Below are 19,638 nucleotides of genomic sequence, written 5' to 3'. Positions count from 1 at the left end.
CCAGATCAAATTTCAAAACAAGCACTTAATTGGTCGATACTACATGGCTGAAAAAGGTAATCAAGAGTTTTTGTGAGAAAGTGCTGGAGGCAACCGATTACGCTCTGTATAATGCCGCGGCAATATTTTATCTTTTTCACAGCCCACTCTGGTGAGATATTGCCCATGCTACGCATCGCAAAAGAAGCACTGACATTCGACGACGTTCTCCTGGTTCCAGCTCACTCTACGGTTCTGCCTAATACCGCTGAGCTCGGCACCCAATTGACCAAAACCATCCACCTGAACATCCCTATGCTGTCCGCAGCCATGGATACCGTTACCGAAGCCAATCTGGCTATCGCGCTGGCGCAGGAAGGCGGTTTAGGCTTCATCCACAAAAACATGTCCATCGAGCGTCAGGCTGAAGAAGTCCGCCGCGTGAAAAAACATGAAAGCGGCGTGGTCACTGACCCACAGTCCGTAACGCCGACCACCACCCTGAAAGAAGTGAAAGAACTGACCGCGCGTAACGGCTTTGCCGGCTACCCGGTCGTGACCGAAGAAAACGAGCTGGTCGGCATCATTACCGGCCGTGACGTTCGCTTCGTTACCGATCTGAACCAGCCTGTTACCGCCGTGATGACGCCGAAAGAGCGCCTGGTCACGGTGAAAGAAGGTGAAGCGCGTGAAGTCGTGCTGCAGAGAATGCACGAAAAACGCGTTGAGAAAGCGCTGGTGGTAGACGACCAGTTCCATCTGCTGGGCATGATCACCGTCAAAGACTTCCAAAAAGCGGAACGCAAGCCAAACGCCTGTAAAGACGAGCATGGCCGTCTGCGCGTTGGTGCTGCGGTTGGCGCTGGTGCAGGTAACGAAGAGCGTGTTGATGCGCTGGTCGCTGCCGGTGTTGACGTCCTGCTGATTGACTCCTCCCACGGCCATTCCGAAGGCGTATTGCAGCGCATTCGTGAAACCCGCGCCAAATACCCGGACCTGCAGATCGTTGGTGGCAACGTCGCGACCGCTTCAGGCGCCAAAGCACTGGCTGATGCCGGCGTTAGCGCAGTGAAAGTGGGTATCGGCCCTGGTTCTATCTGTACCACTCGTATCGTTACCGGCGTTGGTGTCCCGCAGATCACCGCTATCGCCGACGCGGTTGAAGCGCTGGAAGGTACCGGTATCCCGGTTATCGCCGACGGCGGCATCCGTTTCTCCGGTGACATCGCCAAAGCTATCGCGGCAGGTGCAGCCTGTGTGATGGTCGGCTCCATGCTGGCGGGTACCGAAGAATCTCCGGGCGAAATCGAGCTGTATCAGGGGCGTTCGTTCAAATCCTATCGCGGTATGGGTTCACTGGGGGCGATGTCCAAAGGCTCTTCCGACCGTTACTTCCAGACCGATAACGCCGCTGACAAACTGGTGCCGGAAGGTATCGAAGGCCGCGTGGCTTACAAAGGCATGCTGAAAGCCATCGTTCACCAGCAAATGGGCGGTCTGCGCTCTTGTATGGGCCTGACCGGTTGCGGCACCATCGACGAGCTGCGCACCAAGGCTGAATTTGTGCGTATCAGCGGCGCCGGCATTCAGGAAAGCCACGTGCATGACGTGACCATCACCAAAGAGTCACCGAACTACCGCATGGGTTAATGCTTTAACTTCTCCTGCGGGAGAAGCCGGGGTGGGGCGTAACGCTTCACCCCGAAAACACTATTTTCGCTCTTTTTCTCTGTTGCTGGAATTCGCCTCACATGACAAAAAATATCCATAAGCATCGCATCCTTATTCTGGATTTTGGTTCGCAATACACTCAACTGGTAGCCCGCCGCGTGCGCGAAATCGGCGTTTACTGTGAGCTGTGGGCCTGGGACGTTAGCGAAGAGCAAATCCGCGAATTCAATCCAAGCGGCATCATCCTGTCCGGCGGCCCGGAAAGCACCACCGAGGCCAACAGTCCGCGCGCGCCAGAATACGTGTTCACTGCCGGTGTCCCGGTGCTGGGCGTATGCTACGGCATGCAGACCATGGCGATGCAGTTGGGTGGCCAGGTAGAAGGTTCCAACGAGCGTGAGTTCGGTTATGCCCAGGTGGAAATCACCACCGAAAGCGCTTTGGTGCGCGACATCGAAGACGCCCTGAGCCCGGCCGGCAAACCACTGCTGGACGTGTGGATGAGCCACGGCGACAAAGTGACCGCTATCCCGGCTGACTTTGTGACCGTTGCCAGCACCGATACCTGCCCGTTTGCCATTATGGCCAACGAAGAAAAACGCTTCTACGGCGTGCAGTTCCACCCGGAAGTGACCCACACCCGTCAGGGCCAGCGCATGCTGGAGCGTTTCGTGCTGGATATCTGCCAGTGTGAAGCCCTGTGGACCCCGGCCACCATCATTGAAGATGCGGTAGAGCGCATTCGTCAGCAGGTGGGTGAAGACCACGTGATCCTCGGCCTGTCCGGTGGCGTAGACTCTTCCGTTACCGCCATGCTGCTGCACCGCGCCATTGGCAAACGCCTGACCTGCGTGTTTGTCGACAACGGCCTGCTGCGCCTGAACGAAGCCGACCAGGTACTGGAAATGTTTGGCGACCACTTCGGCCTGAACATCGTTCACGTAGCGGCAGAAGATCGCTTCCTGAACGCCCTGGCCGGTGTTGACGAGCCGGAAGCCAAGCGCAAAATCATTGGTCGCGTGTTCGTTGAGCTGTTTGACGAAGAAGCCTGCAAACAGGCCGACGTGAAATGGCTGGCGCAAGGCACCATCTACCCGGACGTGATCGAATCCGCCGCTTCTGCCACCGGCAAAGCGCACGTGATCAAGTCGCACCACAACGTGGGCGGCCTGCCGAAAGAGATGAAGCTGGGTCTGGTCGAACCGCTGAAAGAATTGTTCAAAGATGAAGTGCGAAAAATTGGTCTGGAACTGGGCCTGCCGTACGACATGCTGTTCCGCCACCCGTTCCCGGGGCCAGGTCTGGGCGTGCGCGTGCTGGGCGAAGTGAAGAAAGAGTATTGCGACCTGCTGCGCCGTGCCGATGCCATCTTTATCGAAGAACTGCACAAGGCCGATCTGTATAACAAGGTCAGCCAGGCATTCACCGTGTTCCTGCCGGTACGCTCGGTGGGCGTGATGGGCGATGGCCGTAAATACGACTGGGTTGTTTCACTGCGCGCAGTGGAAACCATCGACTTTATGACCGCGCATTGGGCGCACCTGCCGTACGATTTCCTCGGCCGCGTGTCCAACCGCATCATCAACGAAGTGAACGGTATTTCCCGTGTAGTTTATGACATCAGTGGCAAGCCACCGGCTACCATTGAGTGGGAATGATTTAGTGGCCGGCCTAGGCTGGCGCTAAATAACAGCAATCACATCTAATCCCGCGTAACTGCGGGATTTTTTTATTATGTGAGGGGCTATTTATCACTGGGGAATTGAGGCTGCCAACCTCAATTGTCATCCTGTTGGCTTTGCTCATCATATTTTCTCTGGCAGTCCTGAATCGTCTCCATATTCCCCAGCGTCCAATTGAACAGGATTGCAAACGGCTCCTGTAACGATTGGCCGAGTGGGGTCAGTGAATACTCCACGCCCAGTACCCGCCCATCCAGAACTCTGCGTTTCACCATGCCGTTGCGCTCAAGCTTGCGCAGTGTCTGGGTCAGTACGCGCTGAGTGACGCCGTCAAGGCGGCGCTTAATCGCGTTGAAACGCCGTGGCTCACGAAGCACTTCCAGCACCATCATCGACCATTTATCTGCGATCTGGTCGAGAATGATTCGGCTTGGGCAGTCGGCCCGGTAGACAGGATCGGTCTCGTTCATCGGTATCCTCCAGCATCCCTGGGATGTTTAAAGTGCGTAATTGACCCTAGGTATGCAAAGTATACCATGTGGTGAACAGCACCCAAACCCGGTGCTCATTTCTTCCCAACCACCCAGGAAATTGACATGACTGATACTGATTTCGGCAGGCTGAGTATTTCCCATGACCATGGCGTATCGACGATTACGATCGACAATCCCCCGGTAAATGTTCTTGATGTGTCCTTGATGTCGGAGATCAGCCGCTTTCTTGTGGCTGTTCGCCACGATCCCAAGGTGAAAGTGTTGGTATTCCAGAGCGCAAATCCCGAGTTTTTTATTGCTCATGTCGACATGACCTTAATCGATGAGCCGCACGCTTTCGATGAGCTTGCACGCCATGCGCCTGAAGGCCTTAATCCGTTCCAGGCGTTTGGCGAGCTTTTGCGGGAGCAGCCGCAGGTCACGATCGTCAAACTTGCCGGGCTGGCACGTGGCGGTGGTGCCGAGTTTGTCGCGGCGGCCGATATGGCGTTTGCCGCCGAGGGGCTGGCGGGGCTGGCTCAGTGTGAGGCCTTGATGGGCATCACGCCCGGCGGTGGGGCTACCCAATATCTGACCAGCCGGATGACGCGTGGTCGTGCGCTTGAAGTGATCCTGGGTGCCGATTTGACCGATGCGGCTACGGCAGAACGTTACGGATGGATCAATCGTGCATTACCTGCCGCTGAACTCGATGACTTCGTCGATCGGCTGGCTCGCAATATCGCGGCATTGCCCGAGGGCGTTATCGCAGCAGCCAAACAGGCGATGCCTGTACCGGATTTGCGGGAAGGCTTTTATCGTGAGCACGATGCCTGGGCAGGGCTGTTCGCACGCCCCGCAGCAGAAAAACTTATTCGCGGTGGGCTTAAGGCAGGTGCCCAGACCCGGACTGGCGAGCGAAACCTTGAAGGCCTGCTGCGCGGTCTTGAGATCTAAAGGGATGCTTCTTCTGAAGTCGGACCCATGCGGAAGCGAAATTCCGGCATGGGTTCACCGGTATAAAGCCTCCTGGCTAACAGGAGGATGCCCATTGCGACAGCAATGCATAGAGCTTTGCGGGTTCCAGCGGTTTTCGCAGTACCAGATAACCATCCTGCTCGGCCTCTTGCAAAGTGGGGGAGTTAAATTCCCCGCTGACCATGGCACCGCTGGTATCCGGCAGGCGTTCAAACAGCGCTTTCAATATATCGAACCCGCTCTCGCCAGAACGGAGCCGTTGATCGCACAGCACGGCAAAAGGGCTGAAGCCTTCATCGATAATCGCAAACGCCTCCTCTGCACAGGCCGCACAACGTACGGTGAGGCCCCAGGTGCTCATCAAACTCGACCAGGCGGAAGTCACCAGCGGGTCATCGTCCACCACTAGGCAGGAACCGTATAACGGCGCATAGCGGATGGGAGTAATGGTATTTGAGTAACTGTTTGCGCTTTCAGGTAGCTCGCACTCTCCGTTGTAAAGGGCAAAGCGCATCCAGAAACGGGAACCCTTGCCTTCAACGGAGTGCATGCCGTATTTCACCTTCATCAGCTTGGCGCAGCGTGCCACTACCGCCAGCCCTAATCCATGACCGGCACTATCGATTTTCCACGCCAGTTCGGGACGATAATAAGGGGAAAAGACTTTACCTTTTTCTTCGTCGGCAATGCCAACGCCGGTATCCCACACCTCGAACAGACATTCACTCCCTTGCGGGCGGATCGCGATCAATACGCCGCCTTTGGGTGTGTAACGCAGTGCATTTTGTATCAGGTTAATCAGTGACTGCCTGATGAGTAGCTGATCGCCCACCACGAGAATTCGTCGCTTGGGCCGCCAGGTCCGCAATGACAATTTCCGACTATTCGCCTCTTCACGAAACAGGGTAATTACCGAGTCGAGCAGCGTTCCAATGTCCACATGGGTCGTTGCTGTGCTGACGTTGCCGGATTCAATCTTGCTGAGATCGAGCAAGGAATTAAACATAAGATGCACGGATCTTACACTTTGCTGCAGATCCAATAGCTGGGGGATGAGCGTGACATCGCGGTTTTTATGGATGATGGCTTCGATCAAAAAACCCATGGCGTGCACCGGTTGACGCAAATCATGACTGGCGGTAGTAAGAAATTGGTTTTTATCCAATAAGGCCTGTTCTGCTTCCTCTTTAGCCTGCCTGAATTGCTCCGCAAGACGGGAACTCTGCTCTTCGAGGCGGGCCTGCTGGATAAAGAATTTATGGGAACTCAATGCGTGGCGGTAGATGGCGAACCCATAAAGCAGGTTAAGCATCAGTACAATGAGCATGACATCGTTTAATCGCCAGATGATGCCAATATTCAGCATGCCCCAACAAGAGAAGAAAAACAGGGTAAAGGTGCTAATGACGGGTGTTAAGTGTGTTGCATTGGCCGCGACGATAGCCGCTATGCTGATATTTAACAGCAGGAAGAAATCAAAGTTATTTATCTGTGGGGTGATTAAATATAAGGAAGAAATACCCAGCCCATGAACAAAGGCAACCTTATTGATATGGGGGAGCCAGCGGCGAAGAATAACCTCTGCATCTTTTGTCTCTGTTTCTTTTTTATAGCTGCGATGCCATAACCTGATGGCGACGGCACAGAACAAATATAAGACTATCCAGATAGTAATCGGCCATAGGGTTTCACCCAGTAAATAAATCCAAATAGCAAAAGGAATGCCAACAAAGGGTACTGCGCTGAAGCTAAATACCAGGCGTATAAAGGTATTGTCCAGCAAACGGATTTGCGCCCGGGGAGAAATACCATCATCTTGTAAAGATTGAAGTAACTTCATTGCAACGGCCCCGATCTGCCGTGGATCAGGGTGATCGCTTCCACCCGACTATTCACACCTATCTTTTTCAGAATATTACTGATGTGCTCTTTCACTGTGGGTTCTGAAATAGAAAGTTGTGAGGCTATTCTTTTATTAGGGAAACCACGTAACATCATGGCAAGCACTTCAATCTGTCGCGGTGTTAAATTTAAATTTTGCAGATGGTTTTGAACGGGAATTACACCCGTCGCACTATCCTGAGGAAACCATAGTCGATTGTCTATGAGTGTGGCTACGGCTTTGGCGAATAATTCAGGAGATTCATTTTTAAGCACGAAACCATGGCCGCCGGCTTCTCGAACCTTTTGCCCTATTTCATTGTTGTCGTCGCCACTGACTACCAGTAAGCGAATTTGCGAATAACGTTCACTCACCTCTTTGAGTAATTTAAGAGCAGTGCCATTGGATAACCAAAAATCGATAACCATTAAACGAGGAGGGCCATTTAGCATAATGTGGCGATAGCAATGATCTTCGTTGGTCGCCATGTGGACATGTTTAAATCGACAATGCGTATTAAGAAAATTGGCGATGCCACTTGCCACCAAAGGATGGTCATCAACGACCAGTGCATACTCCTGTCCCAAAGCTATCTCCTTCGTATAAACGTATCGGATGGTTCCAATAATCTTTTATTATCCACCCTCCCTACTTTAGGAGGGTTTTTTCGTTTAGGAAAGAGAAATATATTATGCGGGGATTTGGATAAGATAAAACATAGAGCCATTCAGCGTTTGGATCTGTTTGGTTGAAAAGGATAATTTATGAAGAAACCATTTATCGCTCTGGCCGTGACTTTACTGGTCGCCGGTTGTTCAACGTTGAAAACCGATCAGGCAATACCTTTGCTGCAGGCGGAAACGGCTAAAATGCTGGGTCTGGGATCATCAGACGAAATTACCGTGACCAATGTTAACGGCGCTCAGCCCGACGCACTGGGTGGACAAAAACTCTCTTACCGCGCCACCACTGAAAAAGGGCGGATTTTCGACTGCTCTTCGATGATGATGCCTGGGTTTTTAGGATCTGCGCCATCGCTGACCGCCCCGAGCTGTACACCGGTTGTCACGCATAAATAATCTCCTGTGGGCGTGAGCCGAGGGGAAATCAGTATTGATCCGCAAGCCCAATAAGTTTGGCATCGGGGCATTAGCGCTGGGGGGCAATAAGCTGGCGTCTCGATGGCAATCCGTTTATGTTTGCGGCATTACGCACTCTACACCCTCTAATACATTGAATTTTTCATATAAATAATAATTTTGATGGTACTAAGTTAATTAGGCCGGAGAGAAAACATGAAAGATAAAATATCGCATCATTTAGCGGTAAGAAAACCGCTTTCCAAAATTTACCTCGCACTTTTTTCCGCGCCATTGATATTGATCGGATCTGCCGATATTGCTCGGGCCGACGATGTTATTTTCGATGGTGAATCCAAAGTGACAGAACCCTTAGCCTACAGCGGGAATGTCTACGTCGGTCGCAATCAAAGTGGAAGCCTGTTGATCGATAATGGCCAGGTCGGCGGCTATAACATCAACATCGGCACCCGTTCAGACGGCAAAATTTATGAAAGCCTGGTCACGGTCAGAGGACCTGATGCGGTATTGAGCGCCGTCAACGATCAAAATGTTCTGCGTGGCAGTTTAAACCTCGGCCAGGGGACACTGCGGGTTGAAGATGGCGGGCTGGCCAGTGCGAAAGAAATTATCGTCGGCACCACTGGAGGTTACGACAGCCATTTGAATGTCAAAGGTGCCGGTTCCAGGGTGACCAGCGACAGGCTTGGCATCGGCTTTGGGCAAGGCGCGCGTTCCACTCTGTTGATTGAAGATGGCGGGGTGGTGACCACCACGGCCGCCGCCAGAATAGACAGCGGATTCATCCCCGATGAGGCCGACAAGCTGAACCCCAAAGCCACGGTGACGGGCAAAAACTCGCAGTGGAACATCGGCCAAACGCTCACGGCTAACGGCGATGTGGACGTGCTCAATGGCGGCGTGGTTAACGTCGGCAGCGCGGAAATTGCCGGCGTTTCTGGCTCGCGCAAAACTGCCGAACTTTATATCGCCGGTGAGAACTCGCGCTTTACCAGTGCCGGCAGCGTCAACGTGGGGGACTATGGCAACGGTGTGCTGTCGCTGGTGGACGGCGGAACATTCTCCGCCGGGGCTAACGAGCTGCGGTTGGGCGATACCGGCTCCGGTTCGAACCGGGGCGCGCTAATCATCGGCAGCCGCGGCAATATGGATACCGGCACCGGTCTGACCGAACCCACGCTAGGTGCAGCAGGCGGTGCGGGTACTCTCGATGCCCAAACGGTGGTCAATCTGCGCGGTGGGTTATTCGGTAGCTACGTGTACTTTAACCATACCTCTGACAACTACGAATTCCGCAACAAGATGGTTGGCGAAGGTGAAGTGATCAACACTGCCGGGCAGACGACGCTGAGCGGGGATCTTACCCAGCTTAAGGCGAACGTAACCGCCCGTGGTGGCAAAATCATCATTAACAGCGATATCAATACGCAGCCAGAAGACAGTCCTTTCGACGTGCAGACCCTGAGTGCCGAAAATGGCGGTACATTGATTCTTAATGCGACCGCCGGCTCCGACGTCAGCAATGGTCTGGGTTACAGCAGTGCCGCGTCGATCAAATCCGGCGGCACGTTGGGCGGCAATGGCACTTTAGGTCAGACAGAAATTCAGTCCGGTGGTCATATTTCTCCCGGCGACGGGAATATTGGCACTCTGACGCTGAAACGCTATCTGAATTTCATTGGTGAATCTTTCTACGACGTTGATATCGCCGGCGATGGCAGCAGTGACAAACTGGTGGTTACGGGTAAAACCACCATCAGCGATCAGGCCAAGGTGCAGGTGACCGCGCTGGACCCGCAAACCAGCTATAAGACCGGCCAGAGCTACCGTATTTTAACCTCGGAAGGGGGAATTGACGGGCAGTTCGCCGAAGCGGTCTCAAAATCTGCGTTCCTGGACGTGGCGCTCAAACACGATGCTAACGCCGTGGATCTGACGATTGCGCAGAAAGGGGGCGGCGAGAACCCAGGCGGTGAAAATCCAGGTGGGGAAAACCCAGGCGGTGAGAATCCGGGGGGTGAAAACCCAGGCGGCGAGAATCCGGGCGGTGAAAACCCGGGAGGCGAAAACCCAGGTGGTGAGAATCCGGGAGAAGGCAGCGGCAAGCCCGGTATTTTCCAGACGGTGGCACAAACCGACAACCAATGGAATACCGCGGGTGCGCTCTCGACTCTGGCGCAAGGCGGCCCTTCATTGGCCCTGTACAACTCACTGTTGTTATTGAGTGCGCCCGAAGCACGTGAGGCATTCAATCAACTTTCTGGTGAGGTCTATCCTTCCATGCAATCTAACCTGATTGCCGGCAGCACCATGCTGTTCAATGTGCTCAATCAGCGTATGCTGCGCGCGTTCGATAACGATGCGTTGCCTATCCCACCTTTAGCGATGACGCTGGTTCAACCGGCCAAGGCTGAGAGCAGTGGTGTTTGGGGGCAGACGTTTGGCTCATGGGCAAGAAACAAGGGTAACGACAACGTCGGAAAACTCGATGGCAACACCAGCGGTTTCCTGTTGGGGGCGGACCATAAATTAGCCGACCACAGTATCCGCGTTGGGGGATATTTTGGATATAGCCGTGGTGACTACGATATCGACAGTCGTCGCTCCAAATCCGACAGCGATAATTATCACCTAGGTCTGTATGCCGCAGGGCAGCAGGGTGCCTTCTCGTTACGTGGCGCGTTGGGTTACACCTGGCACCGGCTGGAAAATGAACGCAACGTTAACTTCGGCAATTACTCGGATCGGCTTAAGGCAGACTATGATGCTGACTCGCTGCTGGCGTTCACCGAAGCGGGCTACCGTTTTGGGCAGTCGGACGCGAATCTTGAACCCTTCGTCAATCTGAGCTACATCCGTCTGCATACGGATAACTTTGAGGAAAGTGGCGGTGCCGCCGCGCTGAGCGTGCGTAATGAAACGATGAATACCTTCTATTCCACGTTGGGCGTGCGCGGTACGGTTGAACTGCCGCAGAACGTCAGTCTTTACGGCTCATTGGGTTGGCAGCATGCCTACGGCGATAAAACCACCTCTTCGCGTATGGCCTTTGCCGGCAGCGATGCGTTTACCACGCAGGGCACCGCGGTTGATGACAACCTGATGGTGGCAGACGTTGGGGTGAGCGTGAAGCTGTCGCGATCCACTAGCCTGGATCTTGGCTATCAGGGGCAATACGGTTCTGATACCCAGGTTAATGCCGTTAATGCCAACATCCGATGGTCATTCTGATTTCTTGATAAATTTGGTTTTAGTTATAACGGGGTATCGTTGGGCAGCAGGTTATTGTTGCCTGGCGGTATCTCGGCTCCCTGTGGCAGGTCGAGGTCCTCGGACGAAGAGTGCTCAAGCAGCTTGAATAACTCGGTCCGTTCATCCTCACTCAAGTCCCGCCATTCGCCCAGCGCTAATCCTGCCAGACTGATGTTCATAATGCGCACGCGCTCAAGTCGGGTGACTTGATAGCCGAAGTATTTGCACATGCGGCGGATTTGGCGGTTAAGCCCCTGCACCAGCGTAATGCGAAACACCTGCGGAGCTTCTTGCTCCACCTGGCATTTATGGGTCACCTTGCCCAATATCGGCACGCCCGCTCCCATGGCCCGAATAAACTCATCGGTCAGCGGTTTGTCGACGGTGACAAGGTACTCTTTTTGGTGATTGTTGCCGGTGCGCAGGATCTTATTGACCAGTTCACCGCGGTTGGTCAGAAAAATCAGCCCCTGAGAATCTTTATCCAGACGGCCGACGGGGAAGGTGCGCTGGCTGTGGTTAACGAAATCCCCGATGTTGTTCGGCACGTGTTTGCCCATGCTGGTGATGATGCCCACTGGTTTATTCAGCGCGATCAGCACCAGATCTTCATCATTACGCGGCGCTATCTGCTGCCCGTCAACACTGACAACATCCCCAATAAATACCGGCGCACCCACTGCGGCCAGGCTATCGTTGATAAAAACCTTACCCAATTTGATATAGCGATCGGCCTGACGGCGGGAACAGATGCCGCTGTCGCTAATGTATTTATTCAGGCGAATAGAAGATTGAATTGGCATGGTGTCCCCGTAAAACGCGGACTATACAGCACCCGGGGGGCATTGCGAAGATTGCTTAAAATTGCACATCGTCAAAGCCCTTTTTTTTATGGCAGTATGATGCTCAAAATAACGGGCGCTCTGCCATTAAAAGAGGCTGACTCATTGAATAAAATAGCACTTTCTTTCTCACTGACTCTGCTGCTTGCCGCATCCGCGATGCCTGTGCAGGCGAAGCAAAATTCATCCCTCAAGTCACCTGCATCAGGCGTGTTGTGCGACCGTTATGCCTGTGCGAATGGCACCGATGGCGTTTCCCGCCTATTGACCGAAAAGTATCTCGGCAAGAAAGCCGCCAGCAAACTGTATTCGCAAGGTGACTTCGACCCGACCGAGTTCACCTTTGCCAATGGCATTTTCTGCGATGTCAAAGAGCGGCTGTGCCGCGAGGATCGCTACTACGGCGAAGGCGGTAAACGCACCGGAGCCGTTTCCAGGAAATACACCGAGCTGCTTTTCGGCCACTAATAGCCCAGCATGCACCCGTCCAGGGATCCGTCAGGCCTCGTCGACCTTCACCACCAAAGTATTCAGCGGCGTAAGAACCTGCCCGGCGCTGCCGGTCGGTGTCATTCGCGGGATCGGTTGGCCGCTGTCGCTTTCGACCAATGTTGATCTTGCCTCTTGTGCGTCAAACAGATAATCCTCACCCCACTGGCGCAGGCCGACAATCACCGGGAACAGGGCGCGTCCCTTGTCGGTGAGAATATATTCCTGATAGGCACTGCCGTCCGAGGCAGGGGCAATTTCCAGAATGCCGTGCGCCACCAGAGTGCGTAGCCGGGTGGAAAGAATATTCTTCGCCATCCCCAGCCCCTTTTGAAATTCACTGAAGCGGCGCACACCGTCGAAGGCGTCGCGCACAATCAGCAGCGACCACCAGTCACCAATCACATCCAGCGTACGTGCCACCGGGCACTGTGCATCTTCCAGACTTTTACGTTTCATGGTTTTCCCTTCCTGTAGCGATATCTGGTTGCATTATAAAACCTCTGTGCGTAAAGTTCATTGGGTTTAATAATGAAACCACTTTAGAGGCGAACGATGAGTGATAAAACGCTGGATCCTATTTGTGCCTCGCAGGGCGGAGCGCTGAGCCGTCTGCCTGCGTCGCTGGTATTGCTGCTGGCGGGGGCCAGCGCCTTTAGCGTGGCGAATGTGTATTACGCTCAACCTTTGCTGGATGCCATTGCCCAGGATTTTCATATCAGCCTGGCGTCGGTGGGCATGGTGATCACTGTTACCCAATTAGGCTGCGCATTGGCCTTGTTGTTGGTGGTGCCGCTGGGCGATCGGGTTGATCGCCACCGGCTGTTGGCGGTTCAGCAACTGCTGCTGATTGCCGCACTGTGCATGGTCGGTTGGGCGAGCAGCAGCCTGTTATTACTGGTCGGTATGCTGCTGGTGGGGTTACTGGGGACCGCCATGACCCAGGGATTGGTCGCCTTCGCCGCTACTTTGGCAGCGCCGCATGAGCGGGGACGGGTCGTGGGTGCTGCGCAAGGCGGGGTGGTTCTCGGGTTGTTATTGGCGCGCACGCTTTCCGGTGCACTGGCGGACATCGGCGGCTGGCGAGCGGTCTACTTTTTCTCGGCGGCAGTAACCTTGCTCCTGTTGCCGGTGCTGGCGCGTCTGTTGCCCGTCCTCCACACAGCGCCTTCAACACTCAGTTATCCGGCGCTGTTGAGATCTATGCTGACGCTGCTGTGGCGCGATCGCACGCTGCAGATCCGCGGCATGCTGGCGCTGCTGATGTTTGCGGCATTCAGCATTTTCTGGAGTGCCCTGGTTCTGCCACTCAGTCAGGCACCGTTTAATTTTTCACATTCGGTGATTGGGGCTTTTGGTCTGGTGGGGGCAGTGGGGGCGCTGGCGGCGGTGCGAGCCGGGCATCTGGCCGATCGCGGGCTGGGGCAGTTGGCAAGCGGGGTTTGTCTGTTGTTGTTGGTGCTGGCCTGGTTGCCGCTCGGCCTGTTGGGATACGGTCTGGGGTGGTTGATTCTTGGCATTGTGCTGCTCGATCTGGCCGGGCAGGCCATTCATGTACTGAATCAGAGTCTGATTTTCAGAGCACATCCGCAGTCTCATAGCCGGTTAGTCGGCTGCTACATGTTGTTCTACGCGGCAGGTAGCGGGCTGGGGGCCTTTGCCAGTACTCACGTCTTTGCCATGGCGGGTTGGTCTGGCGTGTGCTGGCTGGGGGCGGCCGTCAGCCTGGCGGCCTTGTTGTTCTGGGGGCTGACGCTGCGTGCAATGCCAGCCTCAGGCGCGACGCATTAGCGGGCATCCTCTCGGTTCTGGGACAGGAGTCACATATAAAATTCGGTGCCCCCATTGTTTGTCATAATTCACCGCGATACTGTTAGGTAATCTGGTTTAAACCAATTGAGTGAGCTATGGAAAACAACTCCACCGTTGAACTGGCCAAGCAAAGGCTTAATGACTGGCTGAGTCAGGGCGCAATAGCCCCCGGCGACAAGCTTCCTTCGGAGCGAGAACTGGGGGAATTGCTGAACATTAAGCGCATGACACTGCGTCAGGCGCTGCTGTTCCTGGAAAGCGAGTCGCGGATATTCCGCAAGGATCGTCGGGGCTGGTTTGCGGCATTGCCACGCTTTAACTACAACCCCAATTCGTCGACCAGCTTCAAACAGGCGGCTATTGAGCAGGGCCGTTTTCCTTCCTGGGGTTATATGACCAAGGAGCGGGTGTTGACGGCACCGGCGGCTATTTGCGATGTGCTGCAGGTTAGCGAAGGGGCAGAGATCTACAAAATCTGCGGCTGGGGGGCACTGGACAATCACATCGTGTTTTATCACGAAACCTTTATCAGCCCGCAGGTAGCCCCCGCCTATATTGAACGCTTGGGTGAGTCCTCATTCGCCGAAGTGTGGGAAAACGCCTACGCCACTCCCACCCGCACCCGCCACCTGGCTTTTAAACCGACCCGATTATCCGGCGATGCCTGCAAGGTGATGGGCGGCAACGCCAGCACGCCGTCGATTCTGGTAGAAAAGCATCGTGCCGATGCCCAGCGCCGTATCGTGCAGGTGGATATCGAATACTGGCGTTTCGAGTCGGTAGACTTTTTCATTAACTTATAGGTGAACACCATGGATCGCTTAACGGCGGAGAAAGTCCTTTTACGGGCACCAAACGTGCCCCTTTACCTGCATGCCTATGCTTATCATCTCAACATGCGCATGGAGCAAATCTTGCCTGAGGATCTGCTGACCATTGCCCACCAGCAGCGGTTGCGCGGTGTGAAGGTGCATGTGTTGGACGGCGAGAGTCAGGCGCTTTGCCATGCCGATGACGCGCGCTTGCGCAGCTTTGCTGAACTGGCGCAGCGTTATGGGTTGGATATCCATATCGAAACCAGCGCCTCCGACGCGCAAACTATAGATCAAGCGGTGAACATTGCCCTTAAAACCGGCGCCAGTTCGGTGCGTTTTTATCCGCGCTATCAGGGGGCCTTGCAGCAAGTGCTGGCGCGCATTGCTGAAGATATTCAGTACATCAAGCAGCGTTATCAGCACAGCGGTCTGAGCTTTACTTTGGAGCAGCACGAGGATCTTAAAAGTCATGAACTGGTTAGCCTGGTGCGGGCGGCAGAGTTCCCGCAACTTTCCCTGCTGTTTGATTTTGCCAATATGATCAACGCCAATGAAGAGCCGCTGCAAGCCTTGGCGACAATGGCCGAGGACATCACCCAGGTGCATATCAAGGATGCGCTGATTGTGCGTGAGAATAATGGCATGGGGCACCGGGCCTGCATTTCCGGACAGGGGGATTTACCCTTCCGGGAACTGCTGTTGGGGCTAATTTGTCTGGGCGAAGAGTGGCCGCAGGTCACCGCTTATGGGCTGGAAGAAGAAGTGGATTATTACGCGCCACCGTTTCGGTTCAATGGAGAGGGCGATAACCCGCATATTCCATGGCGGGAAATGAGTGAAACCGCGTTACCGGAGCAAGGGCTGGAGGAACGACTAAAAAAAGAATCTCAGGATGCATTAAATCAAATTCACCATGTTCGTACCATTATTGACCGTTTGATAAAGCAAGCCCGGGAGCTGCTAACCCCGGCATAATATAATAAATAAATTTATAACTAACACATTCTCAATGATGTGGATAAACACCCGTCCCGTCACTGAGGTAACAACACCGCTTATTATCTAATGGCTGTGAGGGGATTATGCTGACTAAAAAAAGATGGGCACTATTTAGCTTGTTGGTCTTATGTGGCGGGACAATATATAAATTGCCCTCGCTTAAAGATGCGTTTTATGTGCCGATGCAAGAATACTTTCACCTGAGTAACGGGGAAATTGGTAACGCCATGTCGGTCAACTCGATTGTCACCACCATTGGCTTCTTCTTATCGATTTATTTCTCCGACCGCCTGCCGCGACGCTTTACCATGTCGTTTTCACTGATCGCCACCGGTTTGCTGGGTATTTATTTGTCCAGTATGCCGGGTTACTGGGGCATTCTGTTTGTCTGGGCATTATTTGGGGTCACCTGCGACATGCTGAACTGGCCGGTGCTGCTCAAATCGGTGAGTATGCTGGGGGACAACACTCAACAAGGGCGGCTGTTCGGCTTTTTCGAAACCGGGCGTGGCGTGGTGGATACCGTCGTAGCATTTTCCGCGCTGGCATTGTTTACCGCGTTTGGCAGCGGTTATCTGGGCTTTAAGGTCGGGATACTGTTTTATTCGGCGATCGCCATTATCGTAGGCATCATTATTCTGTTGGTGATGAAAGAAAGCCCAGAGGAAAAAACCTCATCGCAAAGTGAAGCGCCAGTCAATAAAAAACCGGGTATGAGCAGTGTATTAAAAAACAAAACGGTTTGGCTGATTGCCTTCAGCGTCTTCTGTGTTTATGCCGTCTATTGCGGGCTGACGTTCTTTATTCCTTTCCTGAGCCATGTCTATGCATTGCCGATTGCCCTGGTGGGCGCCTATGGAATTATTAATCAGTATTGCCTTAAAATGGTGGGTGGGCCGATTGGTGGTTTGATTGCGGATAAAGTATTAAAGTCCCCGAGCAAGTATTTATTCTACACCTTTATTATCAGCGCCATTGCGCTGGCCTTATTGATCCTGTTGCCGCATGAGCAAATGCCGGTGTATTTGGGCATGGCCTGTACGCTGGGATTTGGTGCGGTGGTCTTTACCCAACGCGCGGTGTTCTTTGCCCCGATCGGTGAGGCGGGTATTGATGAAGAACACACCGGTGCGGCGATGGCGTTAGGCAGCTTTATCGGCTACGCCCCGGCGATGTTTTGCTTCAGCCTGTATGGCCACATTCTCGATGCTTTCCCAGGGCTCACCGGCTACAAGATTGTCTTTGGCCTGATGGGCATGTTTGCCTGCGCCGGGATTATCGTGTCGGGGCTGCTGGTCAGAAATATCCGCGCACGCGGCAAATTGACCCCGGCGGTATCTGCCGTCTGACCTGGGTTTATGGAGGGGCGGCGTAGTACGCCGTCCCCTTACTTTGTCGGTGAGTGCAGCAGGTAATAATCTTCCCCACCGTCATTGCCGGGAGCGATCGTCCGCCAGCCGTGTTTATGGTAAAACGCCAGCGCCTTCTCATTCTTCACCAGGCATTTCAGCGAGCCGGTGGCGGTGAATGTCTGCTCTGCTGCCTGCAACAGGGCGCTGCCAACGCCAAGCGGCGGCAAGTGAGGGTCGACATACAGATTGTGAATAAAGTTATCCTGACGATAAATCGAGACGAACCCCAGCCGCTTGCCGTTTTCTTCCGCCACCCAAATGTCCTCACCCAACGTCGAGCGATCGAAATCCTCCAGTCGGTAATCTTCGGTATCACGCCAGGGGAACGCCGCTTTGCGCGATGCCAGATACAGGGTGCGCAGGAAGGGGCGATCGGCTTCTTGGTATTTTCTTATGCGCATGGTGGCTCCTTTTTATTTTTTGCCACTATAGCGCGATTGACCTCATCGGCGGCAACCCCAATAATGGCGGTCTGACTCGGGGTGCCTCTAGGGGCTGAGATTTTACCCGTATTACCTGATCTGGATTATGCCAGCGTAGGGAAGTCTCGGTGCCCCAACCGGTACCCGCCTTCTTGAACGCCGGTTGGGAGGAATATGCTCGCTCGACCTGATGCTTTACCCGGCGCCCGCGCCGCGGCCTGTTTAACCCAATTTAAACGCCAACCCCCCTTGATTCACTGCCTGACCAACGAAGTGGTGCAGGAGCTGACGGCTAACGTGTTGCTGGCGCTCGGCGCTTCCCCGGCGATGGTGGTGGAGCCGACCGAAGCGGCACAGTTCAGCCAACTGGCGGATGCCTTGCTGGTCAATATCGGCACCCTCAATGCCGCGCGGGCCGAATCCATGCTGGCAGCAGTAGAAGCCGCTAATGCGGCAGGCACCCCCTGGACGCTGGATCCGGTCGCCGTCGGTGGGCTGGTGTATCGCTCTGCCTTTGCCCAACGTATACTGGGCGAAAAGCCGGCGGCAATCCGCGGCAACGCTTCTGAAATCATGGCGCTAAGCGGCCTGCAGGCGAGCGGGCGCGGCGTCGACAGCGCTGACGATTCACTGGCGGCGTTACCGGCTGCGCGAGAGCTGGCCCGTCTCAGTGGCGCGGTGGTAGCGGTGACGGGAGTGGTGGATTACATCACCGACGGCCAGCGTGACTGGGCGGTTGCCGGTGGCGACGTGCTGATGACGCGAGTGGTCGGCACCGGTTGCGCGCTTTCGGCCGTAGTGGCGGCATTTTGCAGCCTGCCGGGCGATCGGCTGGACAACGTGGCGACCGCCTGCCGGGTGATGTCACTTTGCGGCGAGATGGCCACGCACCGCGCCGCCGGGCCGGGCAGTTTTACCCCGGCATTCCTTGACGCTCTGTACCAACTACGCCCGGAGGATCTGCAATGAAACGGATTAACGCGTTGACCATCGCCGGCACCGATCCGAGCGGGGGGGCCGGGATCCAGGCCGATCTGAAAGCTTTCTCCGCGCTGGGGGCCTATGGCACCTCGGTAATCACCGCGCTGGTGGCGCAAAATACCCGCGGCGTGCAGTCGGTGTATCACATCGAACCGGCTTTTGTTGCCGCCCAGCTTGATTCCGTGTTCAGCGATTTGCGTATCGACAGCACCAAGATTGGCATGTTGGCCAACGCCGATATTGTGCAGGCGGTCGCGGAGCGTTTACGTCACTATCAGCCATCGTTTGTGGTGCTCGATACGGTGATGCTGGCGAAAAGCGGTGATCCTTTGCTGGCACCTGCGGCGGTGGAGTCGATTCGCTGCGAGCTATTGCCGCTGGTGTCGATCATCACGCCCAACCTGCCGGAAGCGGCGGCCCTGCTGGAATGTGCCCCGGCGGAAAATGAACGCCAGATGCGTGAACAGGGGCGGGCACTGTTGGCGATGGGTTGCCAGGCGGTATTGATGAAGGGGGGCCATCTTAGCGAAAGCGAAAGCCCGGACTGGCTGTTCAGTGCGGGGCTGGAACAACGCTTTACTGCACCGCGCGTAATGACCCGCAATACGCACGGTACCGGCTGCACGCTGTCTGCCGCATTGGCCGCTTTGCGTCCGCGTCACGACGACTGGGCAGGCACGGTGGCTGCCGCCAAGGATTATCTGCAAAAAGCCTTGCAGCAGGCCGATACGCTGGAAGTGGGGCACGGCATCGGGCCGGTGCATCATTTTCACGCCTGGTGGTGAGCCAACTTTTTGCTACCCTTGTGGTCTGACTAGATCCAGGCCCGGCATTGGCCGGGCGCTATCA

General features: G+C 54.8%; 18 protein-coding genes and 1 riboswitch. Of the genes, 12 read left to right on the top strand and 6 right to left on the bottom strand.

Annotation, left to right across the window (positions count from 1 at the left end):
• Window positions 1-165 precede the first annotated feature (165 nt).
• A complete protein-coding gene (guaB, locus tag E5C26_RS18375; protein ID WP_135317584.1) occupies window positions 166-1,629 on the top strand; it encodes an IMP dehydrogenase in 1,464 nt (487 codons plus the stop codon).
• Window positions 1,630-1,730: 101 nt separating this feature from the next.
• Window positions 1,731-3,308, top strand: a complete 1,578-nt coding sequence (gene guaA / locus E5C26_RS18370; protein ID WP_135317583.1) for a glutamine-hydrolyzing GMP synthase — start codon at window positions 1,731-1,733, stop codon at window positions 3,306-3,308.
• Window positions 3,309-3,427: 119 nt separating this feature from the next.
• Here the strand turns inward: guaA and E5C26_RS18365 are convergent, their stop codons facing one another.
• A complete protein-coding gene (locus E5C26_RS18365; RefSeq protein WP_135317582.1) occupies window positions 3,428-3,802 on the bottom strand; it encodes a winged helix-turn-helix transcriptional regulator in 375 nt (124 codons plus the stop codon).
• 126 nt (window positions 3,803-3,928) lie between these two features.
• On the opposite strand from E5C26_RS18365, the gene E5C26_RS18360 reads away from it, so the two are divergent.
• Entirely contained in the window at window positions 3,929-4,762 is an 834-nt protein-coding gene (locus tag E5C26_RS18360) for an enoyl-CoA hydratase/isomerase family protein (protein WP_135317581.1), read from the top strand.
• A 76-nt stretch (window positions 4,763-4,838) separates the two neighbouring features.
• On the opposite strand, the gene E5C26_RS18355 is transcribed toward E5C26_RS18360, so the two are convergent.
• Both E5C26_RS18355 and E5C26_RS18350 read right to left on the bottom strand, forming a co-directional pair.
• On the bottom strand, window positions 4,839-6,623 hold the full coding sequence (locus tag E5C26_RS18355; protein WP_135317580.1) for a hybrid sensor histidine kinase/response regulator: 1,785 nt from the start codon (window positions 6,621-6,623) through the stop codon (window positions 4,839-4,841).
• Window positions 6,620-7,252 carry a response regulator transcription factor gene (locus E5C26_RS18350; RefSeq protein ID WP_135317579.1) on the bottom strand — a complete coding sequence of 211 codons (633 nt, stop codon included), beginning with the start codon at window positions 7,250-7,252 and terminating at the stop codon, window positions 6,620-6,622. The genes E5C26_RS18355 and E5C26_RS18350 overlap by 4 nt, the downstream gene beginning before the upstream one ends.
• A gap of 177 nt (window positions 7,253-7,429) precedes the next feature.
• On the opposite strand from E5C26_RS18350, the gene E5C26_RS18345 reads away from it, so the two are divergent.
• Together E5C26_RS18345 and E5C26_RS18340 are read left to right on the top strand one after the other, a co-directional pair.
• Entirely contained in the window at window positions 7,430-7,744 is a 315-nt protein-coding gene (locus E5C26_RS18345) for a hypothetical protein (protein WP_135317578.1), read from the top strand.
• Between the two features lie 216 nt (window positions 7,745-7,960).
• Window positions 7,961-10,996, top strand: a complete 3,036-nt coding sequence (locus tag E5C26_RS18340; protein WP_135317577.1) for an autotransporter outer membrane beta-barrel domain-containing protein — start codon at window positions 7,961-7,963, stop codon at window positions 10,994-10,996.
• A 23-nt stretch (window positions 10,997-11,019) separates the two neighbouring features.
• On the opposite strand, the gene rluF is transcribed toward E5C26_RS18340, so the two are convergent.
• Complete coding sequence (gene rluF / locus E5C26_RS18335; protein WP_135317576.1) at window positions 11,020-11,820, bottom strand: 23S rRNA pseudouridine(2604) synthase RluF; 801 nt, start codon at window positions 11,818-11,820, stop codon at window positions 11,020-11,022.
• A gap of 51 nt (window positions 11,821-11,871) precedes the next feature.
• Here rluF and E5C26_RS18330 point away from each other — a divergent pair, with 51 nt between their 5' ends.
• A complete protein-coding gene (locus E5C26_RS18330) occupies window positions 11,872-12,327 on the top strand; it encodes a YcgJ family protein (protein WP_312847933.1) in 456 nt (151 codons plus the stop codon).
• A 30-nt stretch (window positions 12,328-12,357) separates the two neighbouring features.
• Here the strand turns inward: E5C26_RS18330 and E5C26_RS18325 are convergent, their stop codons facing one another.
• The gene (locus E5C26_RS18325) at window positions 12,358-12,807 is read right to left on the bottom strand and encodes a winged helix-turn-helix transcriptional regulator (RefSeq protein ID WP_135317575.1); all 450 of its coding nucleotides are present in this window, start codon (window positions 12,805-12,807) and stop codon (window positions 12,358-12,360) included.
• A gap of 96 nt (window positions 12,808-12,903) precedes the next feature.
• Between E5C26_RS18325 and E5C26_RS18320 the strand changes: the two genes are divergently transcribed.
• From E5C26_RS18320 to E5C26_RS18305, 4 genes are all read left to right on the top strand, one after another.
• On the top strand, window positions 12,904-14,139 hold the full coding sequence (locus tag E5C26_RS18320; RefSeq protein ID WP_135317574.1) for an MFS transporter: 1,236 nt from the start codon (window positions 12,904-12,906) through the stop codon (window positions 14,137-14,139).
• Between the two features lie 116 nt (window positions 14,140-14,255).
• Window positions 14,256-14,963 carry a GntR family transcriptional regulator gene (locus E5C26_RS18315; protein WP_135317573.1) on the top strand — a complete coding sequence of 236 codons (708 nt, stop codon included), beginning with the start codon at window positions 14,256-14,258 and terminating at the stop codon, window positions 14,961-14,963.
• Between the two features lie 9 nt (window positions 14,964-14,972).
• Complete coding sequence (locus E5C26_RS18310) at window positions 14,973-15,950, top strand: TIM barrel protein (protein WP_135317572.1); 978 nt, start codon at window positions 14,973-14,975, stop codon at window positions 15,948-15,950.
• A 107-nt stretch (window positions 15,951-16,057) separates the two neighbouring features.
• Window positions 16,058-17,323, top strand: coding sequence for an MFS transporter (locus E5C26_RS18305; protein ID WP_135317571.1), 1,266 nt, complete (start codon window positions 16,058-16,060; stop codon window positions 17,321-17,323).
• A 38-nt stretch (window positions 17,324-17,361) separates the two neighbouring features.
• Here the strand turns inward: E5C26_RS18305 and E5C26_RS18300 are convergent, their stop codons facing one another.
• A complete protein-coding gene (locus E5C26_RS18300) occupies window positions 17,362-17,787 on the bottom strand; it encodes a GNAT family N-acetyltransferase (protein WP_135317570.1) in 426 nt (141 codons plus the stop codon).
• A gap of 67 nt (window positions 17,788-17,854) precedes the next feature.
• Window positions 17,855-17,946, top strand: a riboswitch (TPP riboswitch).
• A gap of 36 nt (window positions 17,947-17,982) precedes the next feature.
• Between E5C26_RS18300 and thiM the strand changes: the two genes are divergently transcribed.
• Window positions 17,983-18,777 carry a hydroxyethylthiazole kinase gene (gene thiM / locus E5C26_RS18295; RefSeq protein ID WP_135317569.1) on the top strand — a complete coding sequence of 265 codons (795 nt, stop codon included), beginning with the start codon at window positions 17,983-17,985 and terminating at the stop codon, window positions 18,775-18,777.
• Window positions 18,774-19,574, top strand: coding sequence for a bifunctional hydroxymethylpyrimidine kinase/phosphomethylpyrimidine kinase (gene thiD, locus E5C26_RS18290; RefSeq protein WP_135317568.1), 801 nt, complete (start codon window positions 18,774-18,776; stop codon window positions 19,572-19,574). Before thiM ends, thiD begins: the two co-directional genes overlap by 4 nt.
• Window positions 19,575-19,638: the final 64 nt, after the last annotated feature.

Source organism: Serratia proteamaculans (assembly GCF_004684015.1).
Taxonomy (GTDB): Bacteria; Pseudomonadota; Gammaproteobacteria; order Enterobacterales; family Enterobacteriaceae; genus Serratia; species Serratia proteamaculans_F.
This window is presented reverse-complemented; position numbering and strand designations above follow the sequence as displayed.